Here is a 15,179-nt window from a genome sequence, read left to right as displayed (position 1 = left end):
TACGCCCCCTTTTCCATCATTCAAAATATCTCGATCAATATATTCGATAAGTGGTCTCCAAAACCCGCTCGTTGTCTTCGCCGTCGGTCACCCGAATTTGCGCCGTCCATTCACCTGCAAACGGCAAGTATGGTCCCTTGGAACGGTAAGTCGTTTTTAGAAAATCCGGATAGGCATCTTGTTCCTGGTCCGTATATTTCTCAAGCGGGACGTCGATATAGCCCACATCCTTCTTGCTTGTCGGCAACATCCGCAGCTTTACGGATTTCGGCTCGCCTTTCGCGACTTTCTCGGGCAGCCAAATTTTTAACGTAAAATTGTTTTCTCCCGGTTCGTTCGGCGTAATCCGAAGCGTGACATGCATCTCGGTTCCCATCTTGTGATAAGTCAGCGGTTCGTTATCCGGCAGCGGCGTCTGATAGGTCAGTATGCCGACACACAGCACGATAGACGCAAGCAACCCCGCATCGATCTTGAGCAAGTATCCGCGCGGTGCGTCTCCTTTGCGTAAACGCTGTCGAATAAGCAACGCCGTAATCGCAACGAGCACGGATAACGCGACTTTGGCGATGAGCCATTTTCCCCATAGGGTGAATTTAAGATATTCGAGCGATGGGAGAAAATCGAGCGTTGACAGCACACCCGTTACCCAGAGCGCCACGAAAGAGATGAACGCCCATTTGGAGAACGCCATTGCGAAACGACCCGCTTCCGACCGATCTATACGCCAGATCGCAAGCAATAGAAGCAATCCACCGCCCCAGAGAGATGCAGCCGCCAAGTGCGCGAAATCAAGGCCAACTGTATAAATAACAGGATCGTAAGCGGCAGCATGTCCGGACCAAGCTTCGGCGAGCAGAGCGGCGAGCGGCCAGATCAACCGCGCAGATGCGGCCAACGACGGCAATAGCGGCGCGGCGAGCGCCAGCAATAACTCCGCAATATACAGCTTGCCGATCGTCGTCTCCGTCAGAATGCGTCCCCACTCCGAGATCGGTTCCCCTTGCCCCAAATCCTGAAGGCTGAAGAAGACGTAGACAAGCGTCGCGATTAGCGCGAATTTGCCCGCCAGTGCCAGCGTGCGACGATACGTGTCGGTGGCGTCCGCTGACATTTTCCTTCTCAGTCCCCACATCGCAAGACCGGCAACCGTAAGTAACCCGGCGTAATAGACAATTCTCGAGGCGTATAATAGAAAAGATTGCTGCGTGAGGCCCGCTCCGCCGTGTTCATGGGCATGACCGACTTGCGAATGCGGATCGAGTTCACTCGCGTCCTTCAGCGATGTCGGATTGCCGACCGTAAAGACGTATGCGCCGGATACCGGATGGCCGTCGGCCGAAATGACAGAATAAGAGACGGTATAACGGCCGACTCCTAGCTTCGGCAAATCGATTCTGAGCGCCTTGTTCCCGTCGAACAGCTCCGGTTTTCCTTTGGAAATATCGCGTTTATCTTCGTTTAGCACGGACAACTTCATGCCCCCGCTGTCAAGTCTTTCGTTAAAGCGAAGCTCGACGGAAGCCGGCCCGGTTTCCAGCTTTGCGCCGGATACCGGCGTCGTCTGCTCCAACTGCGCATGTGCCTCCGCCCTGCCGGACAGCGTGGCCACCCCTAGGCAGATCACGACTAGCGCGATCGCCAGTCTTGCCGCTTTTATAATAAAATCGTTTCCCACATAACTGCGGGAACGCTCGGAACTTGTCATCATTGCCGCCTCCTGTTCGCCCATTCTGGCTACTCTATCGTACTCGAACCCGACTACCTGTTCAACTCCAGATGAGCTAGTTGGTCTAGCAGAATTAATTCGCCAAAGTGACTAACTCCATGCTCGGGGCCGCTTCCAAGGCCGAATTAATTCGCCAAATTGACTAACTCCATGCTCGGGGCCGCGTCCAAGGCCGAATTAATTCGCCAGCGTGAGTAACTCAATGCTCGATGCCGTCTCCAAGGCAGAATTAATTCGCCAAAGTGAGTAACTCCATGCTCGGGGCCGAGTCCGAGGCAGAATTAATTCGCCAAAGTGAGTAACTCCATGCTCGATGCCGCTTCCAAGGCCAAGTAAACGAGCTCTCCGGTTTTCAGGCGAATCATCCTGGTGGCCAATTCCCCACAAACCACCAACACAATGACCCCACCGCCGCGACAAAGCGCAGGATGAGGTCGTTTGTGTTAAGAAAATATGCCTGCTTCCGAATAACGGCTGATCACAAGGAAATCGTTTTCTTACTTGCTTTATTCCTTTCGCTCCCAAACAAAGCTTCGAACTGAGCAGCCGGGACCGGACGCGAGTAATAGTAACCCTGGGCCTCCTGACATTTCTGTTCCTTCAGAAAAGCAGCTTGACCGGCACTCTCCACGCCTTCGGCCGTCACCTTCAAATTCAAGTTGCGGGCCATCGCGGAAATGCCGGACACAATCGCTGCGTCGTTGCGGTCGGTGAGTACGTCGTTCACGAACGAACGGTCGATTTTTAACTTATCGATCGGGAACCGCTTCAAATAATACAGTGAGCTATAGCCGGTGCCGAAGTCGTCGATGCTGATTCTAACGCCGATGTTTTTCAGCTTCTCCAGCATAGCCGTGGCGAACGCAACGTCCGCCATAATGCTTTCGGTAATTTCAAGCTCCAGCCATTGCGGCTCGAGCCCTGTTTCCTTGAGCACGCTGGCGACTCTCTCGCTCAAGTCATGCTGTCGGAATTGACGTATGGACAAGTTAACCGACATAACAATCGGCGGGAATCCCTGATCCTGCCACGCTTTCATCTGCTTGCATGCCTGTCGCAGCGCCCATTCGCCGAGCGGTAAAATAAACCCATTCTCCTCGCACAGCGGAATGAAATCCCCCGGAGAAATTTCCCCTCGTGCAGGATGGTTCCAACGTAGAAGCGCTTCAGCCCCGACGAGATATTCGTGCTCCAAGTCGACCAGCGGCTGATACGCGAGATAAAATTGGTCGAGCTCCAGCCCAATGCGCAAATCGTTCTCTAGAAGCAACTTTTCTTTCGCCTTCAAATTCATCATCTTGTCGTATCTCTTCCAGCTATTGCGAGACTCCTTGGCGTTGTACATCGCGATGTCGGCGTTCTGAAGCAGCAGATCAAGCGTGCCTCCATCGTCCGGGAACAGAGCTACGCCGACGCTCCCGGTAATGTGGAATCCCGAAGGGCCGATCTTGAACGACTCGTCAAACAAAGCGACAAGCGCCTTCGCGGCTTCACCCGCCTCCTCTTCATTCTCAATATCGCCAAGTAGCAACGCGAACTCATCCCCGCCTAGACGGAAGACGTTGTCCCGCTTCTTCGCGAACTTCGACAATCGCTCAGCCACCGCTACGAGCAGACGATCACCGAACGAATGGCCCATCGAGTCGTTAATCGTCTTGAACCGGTCGACGTCAAGCCAGAGTAGCGTGAATTTTCCGCCGTCATCAATCGTTCTCGCCATCGCCGCTTTCACTTTCTCCGAGAATAAGCGACGGTTTGGCAGCCCCGTCAGTTCGTCGTGGAAAGCCAAGTAATTCACTTGAGACTCCGTCTTCTTCTGCCTGCGATAGGGCTCTTCTATTAGAACGAGGTAGATGCCTTTCAGCAAGAACGAATAACCAATTAGCTTAAAAGCATCTCCAAGCAAATCATGCAACCCGCCGATTTTCATGCTGAACGAATCTTCAATTTTCGCGAAAAAGAGCCAGATGATCGCCTGTACGATCGTGAGCATCGCAGCAGGTTTTTCGAGGCGATGACGATACAATAGCATGCATATTGCAGACATATATAATGCGAGAGTTAAGGCCGATTGATACACCGCAAATTTCCCAAGAGTGGCCTCGTTCCAGTTTTCCATTCGAAAAACGAGAAACGACACGCCAGCTACCGCCAGAATAACCGGAATGATCGTATACAGCCGAGCTCGCGGCTTAACCATCGTGTTCCGCATCGAAAATACGATAAGAATGCCAAGCGCGCCGACCGACTGAGAAAACCACTCCAACGTGATGCTTGGCGCTTCACCGGTCGTGGGCCTATACATAGGCATCCCCGGCCCGCTGAGAGCATGAAAAAGATCGAATAGCCCGATCGCCGTAAATAATGCGGCAGTCATAAGCCGTTGTCTGCACAATGTCGGAACGAATATTAACCAGCCCAAGACGGCCAACGAGAAACACGCTGTCGCACCGAACGCTTCCAGAATCGCATGCACCGCTGCTTCGTTCATCGGAGCGAGAACACGCGCCAACCCATTATCGACTAGCCTGATGCATAAGAAAACGGCCGAAGCCGCAATGACCGTCCAAGCCGTTTTCATTTCCGCACGATTCATCACCATCAATTGCCCCCGACCCAATCATTGCCAAATCTATTCGCGATCTTCACTTTCCCGAATTGTAAATATTCAACGTATTCCTTCATTTTCCTGCTTATGAACTAGGACTTTAACACTCCCTTGACTTTTGATCGACAAAATTCGAGCTTTATTGCAAAGTCACTTCGTTGAGCGAATCGCGATTCCTGCACCCTGCAACGCTTCTGCAACCATCATCGCATGCTCCACAGCACCCGGTCCGTCTCCGTGCAAACAGATCGTGCCGAAGCGTCCGCTTGCCGCCAGATCAATCGCCTGCATCGCGACCGCGTCTTGGCTTAGATGTACCGCGCCTTCGCGATCGCGCGGCATTAGTCGACCGTCAGGCAGATAGGCCCGGTCTGCGAAACCTTCGGCCACGAACGTCAGCCCACAAGCCTCTACGGCTTGGCTCCACGCCGTATCCGGCAGCCCGAACAGCATAAGCCGATCGTCCAGTCGGTAAATCGCATTCGCCACAGCCATAGCCATAGCTTCATCGTCTGACGCCATATGATAAAGCGCACCGTGCAGCTTCACATGGGCTAACGTTCCGCCCGCAGCCTTGATGAGCGCTTGCAGCGCTCCGATCTGATAGAGTACCATGTCGGCTGCTTCGTCCGCCCCGACAGCATGTCGCCGCCTGCCGAATCCTTCACGGTCCGGCAAGCCCGGATGAGCCCCGATCGCAACGCCGAGCTCAAGACAGCCTTCCACCGTCATCTTCATCACAGTCGCGTCTCCAGCATGATAACCGCAAGCAATATTGGCCGAAGTAACGTATCGCAGCAGATTCCGATCTGAAGCTCTTCCTGCCGCTCCCGTCAGTTCTCCCATATCCGCATTCAAATCGATCGTTCGCACTTCTTTACCTCCGTTCAGTTTCTCATCGCATCATCAACTTTAGGCCAGCCTTTAATTGTGCATGCTCACGCTCCCGCTGTTGTAGCGCACGATCTGCCGAATCGGTGTCCGTCAGGGAGAAAGACAACCAATCTCCAGGCGCAGCTTGTGCCAACAACGGCAGATCGGCTGCGATCACGTTGGCGAGCTTCGGGTAACCGCCCGTCGGCTGGCAATTCATGGCTAACACGATCGGTTGTCCGTCGGACGGAACCTGGATCGTTCCCGGGCTTACGCCATGAGACTCCATCTCCCCGCCCTCCGATATCGGAATGGCGAGACCATTCAGGCGCACTCCCATACGATCCGAAGTCGTCTTCACCCGGTATGCCTCACGGAACAGTTGTGCCCTGACATCCTCTCCGAATCTCTCCCACTCCGCACCCGGCAGCAGCCTGATCGGGATCAAGCGACGTTTGCCCGACATCCTCACCATAGTCGGAGCCACACCCTCCTCCCAACCGGACGCGCTCCAACTCGGTGCGCTCCAGTCACTTCCGTCCGCCTCCGCTTTCCGCCTAAGCTGATCAAAGAACGTCATCTCGCCCGACTTGTAGCACCGGATGCGGTCTCCCGCTTGCAACGCGCGTCCCACTCCGCCTCCGATCCTCGCCCGTGCATCCGTCGCACGGCTGCCAAGCACCACGGGAACGTCGATGCCGCCGGCAATAGCCACGTAAGCTCGACAGCCGGACGCAGCCGCTCCGAACGTCAGTTGTGCCCCCTTACGCAAAAGGACCGGACGGTTCATCGGCAACTTCGATCCGCTCACGGACGCGCCGAGATCTGCTCCACATATCGCGACGACGATGTCTCGGTTGGCAGCATATTCCCCACCGATTAGCGTAACCTCCAAAGCGGCCGCCCCTTCGTCATTGCCGACAAGTACATTTGCCTTACGCAGCGACACCCTATCCATCGCCCCGCCTCGAGACACGCCGAAGGCTTGCCAGCCGGAGCGACCCAAATCTTGAATGGTCGTAAGCACCCCTGGCTTCAACACAGTGAGAGCGTCACTCTCCGTCCCCTCTCGCTTGAAGACGTGGCTGCCATCTTCGCGTTCGGCAATTCGCTCCACGTACGAGTGTTCGAAGCGCCCAGCATCCGTCCCTCCTTCTCCCATGTCAGCCGCAACGAATCGCACGCGATCGCCCGGCGCAAGCAGAAAAGGCCGCTCCGAGTCCGGTCGGAACAAAGGGACGTCCGTTCGTCCGATAATTTGCCAGCCCCCCGGAGACATGACGGAATAGACGCCCGTTTGTTCTCCAGCAATTCCAATTGACCCTGCAGGCACTTTCAATCGTGGCGTTGCCCTCCGAGGTTGGGACAGTGCGGAGTCAAGGCCGCTCAAATACGGAAAGCCCGGAGCGAAGCCAAGCATCGCCACCTCATACGTCGCAGATGCGTGACGGGCGATGAACTCGTTTTCCGTTAATCCGCTTGAGGTTGCGCAAAAAGCCAGGTCGGGTCCCGCCACTCCGCCATAGAAGGCTGGCAACTCTATGACCCGCCTTTGTTCGCCACCCGCCGGAAGATTAGAGGAACGAACGAGCCGCAATGCTTCTTCAGCCGGTTCTCGAACGCCAAAGGAGTTGTCCCGAAGGTGGCAAGCGATCGTCCGGAATGCCGGAACTGTCTCGCTCAACCACAAGAACTCGGCGCCGTTCAACAACTTCGCGCAGAACGCGAGTTGCGCCGCTGTTATCTCTCCAGCCCAACGGAGAAGAAAAGCGCGGTCTCCAAGCAACTCGATCGCAATATCCGTTTTCGGCATGACAACTCCCCCTTCGGCAACTTGCATTTGCATCATTTTCGACCGAACCGTTACAATCAATATATCGGCATGAAAGGATGGGTTCAAAAGTGGAAACATACGATTTGGCGGAGCTCTCGATCGCACAAGGCCCGCACACATGGCATCTCGCCTTCTCCCTCGCCAGGCTATTCGTTGTCTCCGAAGCCGGCACGAGGTTATGGTATATCGAGATCGACGGTATGGACGATGACAAATTGCTCACCCAATTTGCAGAATCGCACGACATCGGCGTCACAATGACAGCCGTATCGGCCGAAGGTCAGGCGTTCAGCGGCGCCTGCTATTTGCATCCGAATCCCCTTCATCGCGCTGCCGCTCTGCGTGGCGATGGCCGGTTGGAAGGTTACTCCCATCCGTAACGAAGGCGGTCACACTTCATGAGCGCATGGATCAGCGGTATTGTCCGGTTTCGCTTCGCGATTGTCGTATGCTGGCTGGCATCAGCCTTGCTTACTTATTTATTTCTTCCGGATTTGCAGAACGTCGTTCGTCATACCGAGCAGCGCTTTCTGCCAACGGACTCGGATTCCGTACAGGCTACACGGCTGCTTCAACTCGTGCATCCGGATTCTCGTTCGCTGTCAAGCGCCGTCATCGTCGTCTCGCGTCCGGGCGGCCTGAGCGACGGGGATATTGGCTGGATGGACGGCTTGCTGAACAACATTGCGAACCGCAAAGACGAGATTGGCATAACCAGCGTGCTCTCTTCCCGCTCCCAGCCAGAGTTGGCCGAACGAATGACGAGCGAAGACGGCACAACACGGCTGGCGATCGTCAATTTGCCTTTCGCGGACTTCGACGACGAGACAAAACTAACGCTGCACCGTCTCAATTCACTATTGAAAGACGTTCCGGATGGCGCCGTAGCCGCACTAACGGGTACGGCGGCACTATCTCAGGATTTTCAACAAGTCTCGGAAAAAGGACTACGGACGACCGAACTGTTAACCGTCGGCATCGTCTTATTGATTTTGTTTGCAGCTTTTCGTTCCATTGTTATCCCGTTTATCCCGTTATTGACCATCGGCGTAAGCTTCGTCATCAGCCGCGGCTTAATCGCATTCGCATCCGAACAGTTCGGTTTACCCGTCTCCCACTTTACGGAATCATTCCTGATCGCCGTTCTATTCGGGGCCGGTACCGATTATTGCATCTTGTTTATACAACGATATCGCGAACATGTCCGGGGGCCGCTGCTTGCCGACCGTGCGGCAGCGCTCGGCGACGCGATGAAAGGGGCCGCGCGAACGGTTCTGTACGCTGCAAGCACCGTATTCACAGCGTTCTTGCTTCTTGGTATCGCTGATTTCGGCTTGTATCGTTCGGCTGTCGGCATCTCCGTCGGCATGGCCGTGTCCATCGCGGCTTCGGTGACGTTAACGCCTTGCTTGCTTCTTCTTATCGGAAATAAAACGGTCCAGCCAATTGCCTCACGCCCCTCTTCCCTGCGTAGAGGACACTGGGACCGACTGGCCTCGATATGCTCTGCAAAACCCGGCATTATCCTGCTGGCTTCTTTCGTCGTCCTGCTGCCGCTGGCGCTGCTGTTCCAAGGTCAGCGCTCGTTCGACGATATTTCCGAGATTGATCCTCATGCAGCTTCGGTCCAAGGCTTCCGGCAAGTAGAGAAAGCATTTGGCGCCGGAGAAGCGTTCCCTGTTACCGTCGTCGTCTCTTCGCGTGAGTCGATGCGCTCCACGACCGGTCTGGCCGCTCTCGAGCAGATCAGTTCCGATCTCGTTCGGGAAAAGGGGATCAAGGAAGTTCGCAGCGCGGTCAGACCGCTTGGGCGGAAGCCGGCGCAGCTCACCGTCGAAGGGCAGCTTACCGACGCCAGTATCGCCCGTGAACTCGTCAAGTCCATCATTTCCGACCAGCAACTGCTGATAGAGGCACTGAAGACGATGGCGCTTGGCGCCGTTCCTCTCAGCAAAGGCTGGGTCGGCGTCGGACCGGCAGTCCGATATTGGGAGAACGGTTTGAGCAAGCTTTTGTCTTCGCAGATCGGCAGCTTAAAGAGAGCGCAAGAAAAGGGACGCGCACCGGAGTCTGCCGAAGCATCTGCCTCCCGTCAAGCCGCTCTTGATTATTACGTGTCTCCCGACGGCCATACGACAAAACTGGAGCTCATTCTCGAAGATTATCCATACGGCATTGCTGCCATCAACTCGGTTCCCGCAATCACGGATCGGGTGCGCGCAAGTCTGCTAGGAACGGCCTTGTCCGATTCTGAGGCTTATGTGACCGGCGTTACAGCGAAATATAACGAGTTGAAAGAAATCTCCTACCGGGATTTCATCCGTACTGGCTCACTTATGCTCGCGGGCATCGCTCTCCTGCTTGGGTTGCTTCTCCGTTCGTGGACCGCGCCGCTGTATGTGCTGCTCTCGCTTGTCTTTAACTATGCGGTGACGATGGGACTTACGGAATTCCTATTCGTTAAGACGTTGGGATACGCTGGTTTATCCTGGACCGCTTCCTTTTTTATTTTCCTGGTGATCGTCGCTTTGGGCGTCGATTACAGTATTTTTCTAATGGCAAGGTACGACGAGGAATTGCGTGTTGGCGAACATGCCGGGAATGTCCGCGCTTCGATGGCGAAGGCGATGCGCACAACCGGCGGCGTCATCGGAACTGCGGCAGCGATAATGGGCGGCACGTTCGGTGCGCTGGCGTTCTCAGGCGTAGAAGCACTAGTCCAGATCGGTATTGGCACGTTGATCGGCCTAGTCGTATATGCCAGTTTGTTCATCGGCGTTATTCTGCCCTCGTTTGCCGTATTGCTTGGTCGCACGAACAGGCGGTCAATTAAATGATTCCTGAAAAAGGACCTCAGCTCCCACTTTGCAGTGGAAATTGAGGTCCGTTCGCGTGTGAATTGGGATGTTCCCATGCCTTGCAAACACTTGTGGGACAACCCTTCCATAGCTTATTTGTTGCCGTGAAATATTTCAGGCGTCGTCATTTTGTCGTAAAATTCCGTGAACAGATCGCGCTTATCGGACGCGCGCCAGCCCATCGCCGAACGAGGATGTTCGTCTAACGTTCCGGTGATCATATCCGGAATCAAATATCCCCATTCTTCCTTCTCGCGAAGCTTGATCATATGTTTCTCGATCATGCCGAGCACAGGACGAAGGCTATACTCCGGACGGGAAAGCTTAGCGAGCAACAGCTCGGTCGGCGTATTGCCTGCCGCGCGGCCCATGCCGTATACGGATGCATCGAGCAGTTCGACGCCAAGTTGCGCCGCGGTTAACGTATTCGCGAATGCAAGCTGAAGATTGTTGTGCGTGTGAACGCCGAGGCGTTTGTTTTTCAGGGAACGACGGAATTTCTCGACAAGGAAACGGAAATCGTCCGGATCCAGGCTGCCGAAAGAATCAACGATGTAGACGACGTCGATCGGGCTGTCGTTAATCATCGCGAGCGACTCGTTCAGTTCGTTATCCATGACGCCGGATAGAGCCATGATGTTGATCGTCGTCTCGTATCCGCGCTCGTGGAACAAAGTTCCGAGTTCGATCGCTTTCGCCGTATCACGGGCGTAGCAGGCAACGCGGATCAGGTCGAGCAGCGATTCGCTGCGATGAAGCACGTCGGCTTCGTCCACGCGTCCAACGTCAACAAGCGCCGAAAGCTTCGTGTTTTTCTTCTGAATGATTTTGCGCAGGAAATCGTCGTCTAGAAATCTCCAAGGCCCTTCCGTGCCTTCGCTCTTGAGCAGCTTCGGAGAGTTCTTGTAACCGATCTCCATATATTCTACACCGGATGCGTTCAACGATTCGTATAAGTCTTGCACGAACTCCACGCTGAAGTCCCAATTGTTGACGAGTCCACCGTCGCGCACGGTGCAGTCTACGATTTTACAATGATTCGTTTTATTATGTACCGTCATATCCAAACTTCTCCTTTGTAATAGCACGATGCTCGATTTCAAAACATAGTAATTATAAGTTTACATGAAACCGGCAACCATTGCTAGCACGATCCGCCCAATCTTTATGCCAATTCGAAAACGATGTCCTCGCCCTCGAGATCGATCCGCAAACTTCTGCCCTCTAGAAACCATACATCCTTGCTTTCCATGTAGAAAGTTACTTGTTCTGCAACAGTCGTCACCGCGGCGTCAAGCGGCGTATCCCTCGTAATGCCGAACGCAAACGGCGTTTCTCCTCCGCTCACGTATCGTACGAACACCCGGACGACTTCGCCGTCGCCGATGCCCCAATTTCCTTTGAAGCATGAAAGCGCGGATGGCGTTACGATTAGCTCCACACCCATCACCTCGTTCATTCGAATAGAATACTTCATTTATTTTACAACCATTCGGCGAATAAAGATACGGATACGTCTGTCCCGGTCTTATAAGATGAAACAATCGCAGGTTGGAAAACGTAGTAAGGATTGGAACGATTACTTATAAAGGAGAGATAGCTATGCGTTACTATGCTGGAGAAAGAACGATTTCTTGCCCTTGCTGCGGCAACGACTCTTTCGATAAGGATTTTCGAATGCTCAACTCGAGGGGCGCCAGCTTCCTCGGTCTGGATTGGGCGAACAAAAATGCGACGATTCTAATCTGCGACAATTGTACGCACATTCTCTGGTTCATGTCGGAGCCAAGCGAAGGCAAATAATTGATCGTCCTTGCTTAATCCTTCTCAAGAAATAGAACCGCCTAGCCCGGCGGGCTAGGCGGAATAACAAATGCCGTCACACCTGATGACGAATACGGTTGGCAATGGGAAAATCGATATGAGGCTTAGGCAACGCTTCTTTGCCCGGTTGATCCGTAGCGGTAGCAAGCCTTTCGCTGAGCTCTGCGAACCACGCTTCGTCGCGCGTCGCAAGCGCGATATCGATCATATTCTGAATCGCATTCGGCTCATCCAGCGGCATCTCGGGTAATCTCCTCAACCAATGAACGAGCGCTGTCGTCGAGTGTCCGACGGATTGTTCATTATCCGAGCGTACAACGAATAGTTTGGCTATTTGCTGGCTTTCGTCGAACGACTCGATAAAGCCGTGCACGAACTCACCGTTTCTTGTCTTTGCCTGTACCCAATCGCTAATTTCGAATTTCATCTCTAACACCGCCTGTCCGTGGAATGGATCGCTTTGCCTCAACTAACTGTAACATCATTCATTACACTTCGGTCATACTGTAATAATATGTGTTACAGTTTCTTTTGTCAAGAGAATGCCTCTCCATCTTTCGAAAATGGGCGCCTGCGCCGTCGCGTACGAAAGACGAACGGGGCCACTGCGACCGACAAAACGAGCAGTGCAACGCCTGCGAGAGCAGAAATGCCATACGTTCTCAGCCACAGGGGACCGTCCGAGACGCGATCATACAGCCAGCCGCCGACGATCGGTCCAATAAATCCGGCGATGCCTGTAAACGCCGAGAACAAGGCGACGTACATGGGGCGCTCGGATTTGGGAGAATCGCCGATCAGGAAGTTAAATACGAGCAGGTTATAACCCGCGAACCCGAAGCCCAGCAACGCATGCGCGACGATCAGTACGAGAAACGCCGGTACGATCGCCATACCTGCCCATATCGCACAGGACGCCGCAATTAAGGGAAACGTCCAAAGGAGCAATGCGTTCGTCGAATAGCGGCTGTTCAACACGCCCCAATAGTAGTAGCTGACCATCATTACGAGGTTTTGAAGCATGATGATCAGGGTAACTTTGCCGGTTCCGAGCTTCATGATTTCCAGCATCACGTAAGAGAAAAGCGGGACCGCGGTATTTTGCATCAGAATGAACACGGAAATAAAGAACGTCGCAGAGAGAAACCGACGATCCTTAAAAGGCAGCAACAGCATTCTGAACGATCTCCCGCTCTCCGACGGCTGAAAAGGCGGGTTCGAATAATTCGCAAGTCCCCACCCGTTCCAGAAGATGCACAGTGCCCCGATCGCGAACAGCACAGTGAATCCTTTCGTTCCCGGTAGCCAATCCATCAATTGGCCTCCGATGAGCAGCGTGAGACAGACGACTGCCCAGTGAACGGTATTGCGAATGCCGAAATACTTGCCCCGGACGGCGGCAGGTACAATATCCGCCATCATCGACGTCCAGATGACGCCGCTTGCCTGTCCCGCGACCATCGAAGTTAACCAGAGCACCAGATAGGCGGGAACCCAGGCTTCGTTCTGAAACGTAAGCGGAATAAGTCCAGTCGCGACCCATAAGCAACGGTGCAAGATGCCGAACAAAGCCATGTAGAACCTGCGGTTATGCCAAGACTGCATAGCAAACGCGATTAGCACCTGAATAAGAAGGGCGAACGGCGGAATCGCCATGACCAGTCCGATATGAAACGCGGTAAATCCGAGATAAGTCAAATAGACGGTCTGAAGCGGACCGCCTAGCAGATTTCCTAGTATGTTCGCGGGAATGCCTTCGATGATCGAGATCCGCAGCCCTCTGCGGCTTTCCGACTCACTCGATCTTCCGATCGCCAACGATTGCTTGATTCCCCTTAGCACGCTGCCCATGTTGGTTCCCCCATGTTGTTCCGGTTTCGTTTACCGGATCCACTCGCTCAATTGCTCGATATGCGCGAACAACGATCTGACCATCACACCTGTGCCGCCCTTGCACTCGAATCCGCGATCGCTCCACATCCAGGCAGTGCCTCCGATATCGATATGAATCCAAGGCAAATCTTCCGCGAAGCTGCCGACGAACATCGCTCCGGCAATCGCCCCCGCCCAAGTACCGCCGTGATTTTTCAGGTCGGCGACATCGCTCTTGAGCAACCGCTTATATTCCGGATACGTCGGCAGCGGCCAGACATACTCTCCTGCCTTACGGGCATCGTTAATGAACCGAGCAGAAAAAGCTTCGTCATTCGAGAAAACGCCGGAAGTTACGTCCCCGAGCGCATGCATGACCGCTCCAGTCAGTGTCGCCACGTCGATCAGCTTCGTCGCTCCAGCCTTGATCGCCGTCGTCAAGCCGTCGCCAAGCACAATCCGTCCTTCCGCGTCCGTGTTCAACACTTCAACCGTCTTACCGCCATACATCCGTACGACGTCTCCCGGTTTGAACGCGCTGCCGGAAGGCATGTTCTCCGCCGCAGGAACGACCGCGACAACGTTGGCCGGCGGCTTCCCTTCCCCGATTGCGCGCATCGCGCCGAGTACCGCCGCTGCGCCGCCCATGTCCGAGATCATCTCTTCCATGCCTGACGCGGGCTTGATCGAGATGCCGCCCGTATCGAACGTAACACCTTTGCCGATTAAGCCGATCGTCTCCGCCGAGCCCGGATTCCCCCGATATTTCAACACGATCATCCTCGGAGGATTGGCGCTGCCGCCGCCAACGGCGAGAAGCCCTCCCATGCCTTCGGCAGCCGCTTCTTTCTCGTCATATATGCGGCATTCGAATCCGTAAGCGGCTGCAAGCGAACGGGCTTCTTGCGCCAGCCTCTCCGGCGTCAGCAAATTCGCTGGCTCGTTCGTCAGTTCGCGCGCGTAACAAACCGCATTTGCGACCCGAACGCCCGCGTTGATGCCGTCCTGCCATGCTTGCGCGTCAGCGTCCACCGATAGTTCCAGCTCAACCCGCTCCAACTCCGCCTGTTCCCGGCCTTCGGCCGATCGACTGTTCCTTCGATACAGACCAAGTAGCAATCCTTCCGCGAACGCTTGCAACGCCTCCTGCGGTTCAACGCCGTCCTTAGTCGAAACCAAACTTGCCGTTGTGACGAACCGCGCGCTTTTGAATTTATAGCTTATGAGCGTCGCACCCATTGAACCAGCCGCATCTCTCAGCGCTTTCGTCGTGTACGGACGTTTGCCTTCGATGCCAACGAACAGCGCATAACGGCAACCGTATCGTCCTAACGTTGGCAACACTGCGACTTCACCCGATTTACCCTTAAACACGCCTCTGGCCGCAAGCGCTCTCAATTCGCGATCCAACTCCGGGCTAAGCAACGTTTCTTCACCGCGTACCACTTGTTCATCCGCGACAACGATCGCGACATCCATCCCCGTCTCGTTACCGTCGGAAACAAAGGAGGGCGTTAACGTCCATTTCAATGATTCATTTTTCCACATCATAAAGCTGTGTCCCACCTCGAGATGAAAAGT

The 15,179-nt window shown here is 54.4% G+C and carries 12 protein-coding genes; 3 read left to right on the top strand and 9 right to left on the bottom strand.

Annotated features, from left to right (window positions below; translation table 11 throughout):
* Window positions 1-34: 34 nt before the first annotated feature.
* From ACFPOF_RS08185 to pxpB, 4 genes are all read right to left on the bottom strand, one after another.
* A complete protein-coding gene (locus ACFPOF_RS08185) occupies window positions 35-1,711 on the bottom strand; it encodes a copper resistance CopC/CopD family protein (RefSeq protein WP_378131432.1) in 1,677 nt (558 codons plus the stop codon).
* Between the two features lie 496 nt (window positions 1,712-2,207).
* Window positions 2,208-4,331 (bottom strand): putative bifunctional diguanylate cyclase/phosphodiesterase, encoded by a 2,124-nt coding sequence (locus ACFPOF_RS08180; RefSeq protein ID WP_378131430.1) that lies wholly within the window; start codon window positions 4,329-4,331, stop codon window positions 2,208-2,210.
* A gap of 156 nt (window positions 4,332-4,487) precedes the next feature.
* The gene (locus ACFPOF_RS08175) at window positions 4,488-5,210 is read right to left on the bottom strand and encodes a LamB/YcsF family protein (protein WP_378131428.1); all 723 of its coding nucleotides are present in this window, start codon (window positions 5,208-5,210) and stop codon (window positions 4,488-4,490) included.
* A gap of 22 nt (window positions 5,211-5,232) precedes the next feature.
* Entirely contained in the window at window positions 5,233-7,023 is a 1,791-nt protein-coding gene (gene pxpB, locus ACFPOF_RS08170; RefSeq protein WP_378131426.1) for a 5-oxoprolinase subunit PxpB, read from the bottom strand.
* Between the two features lie 89 nt (window positions 7,024-7,112).
* Between pxpB and ACFPOF_RS08165 the strand changes: the two genes are divergently transcribed.
* Both ACFPOF_RS08165 and ACFPOF_RS08160 read left to right on the top strand, forming a co-directional pair.
* Complete coding sequence (locus tag ACFPOF_RS08165; protein WP_378131424.1) at window positions 7,113-7,424, top strand: hypothetical protein; 312 nt, start codon at window positions 7,113-7,115, stop codon at window positions 7,422-7,424.
* Window positions 7,425-7,442: 18 nt separating this feature from the next.
* Window positions 7,443-9,881 (top strand): MMPL family transporter, encoded by a 2,439-nt coding sequence (locus ACFPOF_RS08160; RefSeq protein ID WP_378131422.1) that lies wholly within the window; start codon window positions 7,443-7,445, stop codon window positions 9,879-9,881.
* A 113-nt stretch (window positions 9,882-9,994) separates the two neighbouring features.
* Here ACFPOF_RS08160 and ACFPOF_RS08155 read toward each other — a convergent pair whose 3' ends face one another.
* Both ACFPOF_RS08155 and ACFPOF_RS08150 read right to left on the bottom strand, forming a co-directional pair.
* The gene (locus ACFPOF_RS08155; protein ID WP_378131420.1) at window positions 9,995-10,963 is read right to left on the bottom strand and encodes an aldolase catalytic domain-containing protein; all 969 of its coding nucleotides are present in this window, start codon (window positions 10,961-10,963) and stop codon (window positions 9,995-9,997) included.
* 104 nt (window positions 10,964-11,067) lie between these two features.
* On the bottom strand, window positions 11,068-11,379 hold the full coding sequence (locus ACFPOF_RS08150; RefSeq protein WP_378131418.1) for a HesB/YadR/YfhF family protein: 312 nt from the start codon (window positions 11,377-11,379) through the stop codon (window positions 11,068-11,070).
* Window positions 11,380-11,504: 125 nt separating this feature from the next.
* On the opposite strand from ACFPOF_RS08150, the gene ACFPOF_RS08145 reads away from it, so the two are divergent.
* Window positions 11,505-11,705, top strand: a complete 201-nt coding sequence (locus ACFPOF_RS08145; protein WP_378131416.1) for a hypothetical protein — start codon at window positions 11,505-11,507, stop codon at window positions 11,703-11,705.
* Between the two features lie 76 nt (window positions 11,706-11,781).
* Here ACFPOF_RS08145 and ACFPOF_RS08140 read toward each other — a convergent pair whose 3' ends face one another.
* From ACFPOF_RS08140 to ACFPOF_RS08130, 3 genes are all read right to left on the bottom strand, one after another.
* Window positions 11,782-12,153, bottom strand: coding sequence for a hypothetical protein (locus ACFPOF_RS08140; protein ID WP_378131414.1), 372 nt, complete (start codon window positions 12,151-12,153; stop codon window positions 11,782-11,784).
* Window positions 12,154-12,260: 107 nt separating this feature from the next.
* Window positions 12,261-13,577: an MFS transporter gene (locus ACFPOF_RS08135; RefSeq protein ID WP_378131412.1), complete on the bottom strand. Its 1,317-nt coding sequence runs from the start codon at window positions 13,575-13,577 to the stop codon at window positions 12,261-12,263.
* A gap of 30 nt (window positions 13,578-13,607) precedes the next feature.
* A complete protein-coding gene (locus ACFPOF_RS08130) occupies window positions 13,608-15,149 on the bottom strand; it encodes a leucyl aminopeptidase (RefSeq protein WP_378131410.1) in 1,542 nt (513 codons plus the stop codon).
* Window positions 15,150-15,179 lie beyond the last annotated feature (30 nt).

It is taken from the genome of Cohnella soli, assembly GCF_042655525.1.
GTDB classification, from domain to species: Bacteria; Bacillota; Bacilli; order Paenibacillales; family Paenibacillaceae; genus Cohnella; species Cohnella soli.
The sequence above is the reverse complement of the archived record's forward strand: the minus strand, read 5'-3'. Positions and strand labels throughout refer to the sequence as shown.

Excerpts from the sequence above, each read along its gene's own strand:
- ACFPOF_RS08130 (WP_378131410.1), bottom strand. The coding sequence starts at position 15,149 with ATGATGTGGAAAAATGAATCATTGAAATGGACGTTAACGCCCTCCTTT.
- ACFPOF_RS08135 (WP_378131412.1), bottom strand. The coding sequence starts at position 13,577 with ATGGGCAGCGTGCTAAGGGGAATCAAGCAATCGTTGGCGATCGGAAGA.
- ACFPOF_RS08150 (WP_378131418.1), bottom strand. The coding sequence starts at position 11,379 with ATGAAGTATTCTATTCGAATGAACGAGGTGATGGGTGTGGAGCTAATC.
- ACFPOF_RS08185 (WP_378131432.1), bottom strand. The coding sequence starts at position 1,711 with ATGATGACAAGTTCCGAGCGTTCCCGCAGTTATGTGGGAAACGATTTT.
- pxpB (WP_378131426.1), bottom strand. The coding sequence starts at position 7,023 with ATGCCGAAAACGGATATTGCGATCGAGTTGCTTGGAGACCGCGCTTTT.
- ACFPOF_RS08160 (WP_378131422.1), top strand. The coding sequence starts at position 7,443 with ATGAGCGCATGGATCAGCGGTATTGTCCGGTTTCGCTTCGCGATTGTC.
- ACFPOF_RS08145 (WP_378131416.1), top strand. The coding sequence starts at position 11,505 with ATGCGTTACTATGCTGGAGAAAGAACGATTTCTTGCCCTTGCTGCGGC.
- ACFPOF_RS08180 (WP_378131430.1), bottom strand. The coding sequence starts at position 4,331 with ATGGTGATGAATCGTGCGGAAATGAAAACGGCTTGGACGGTCATTGCG.
- ACFPOF_RS08155 (WP_378131420.1), bottom strand. The coding sequence starts at position 10,963 with ATGACGGTACATAATAAAACGAATCATTGTAAAATCGTAGACTGCACC.
- ACFPOF_RS08140 (WP_378131414.1), bottom strand. The coding sequence starts at position 12,153 with ATGAAATTCGAAATTAGCGATTGGGTACAGGCAAAGACAAGAAACGGT.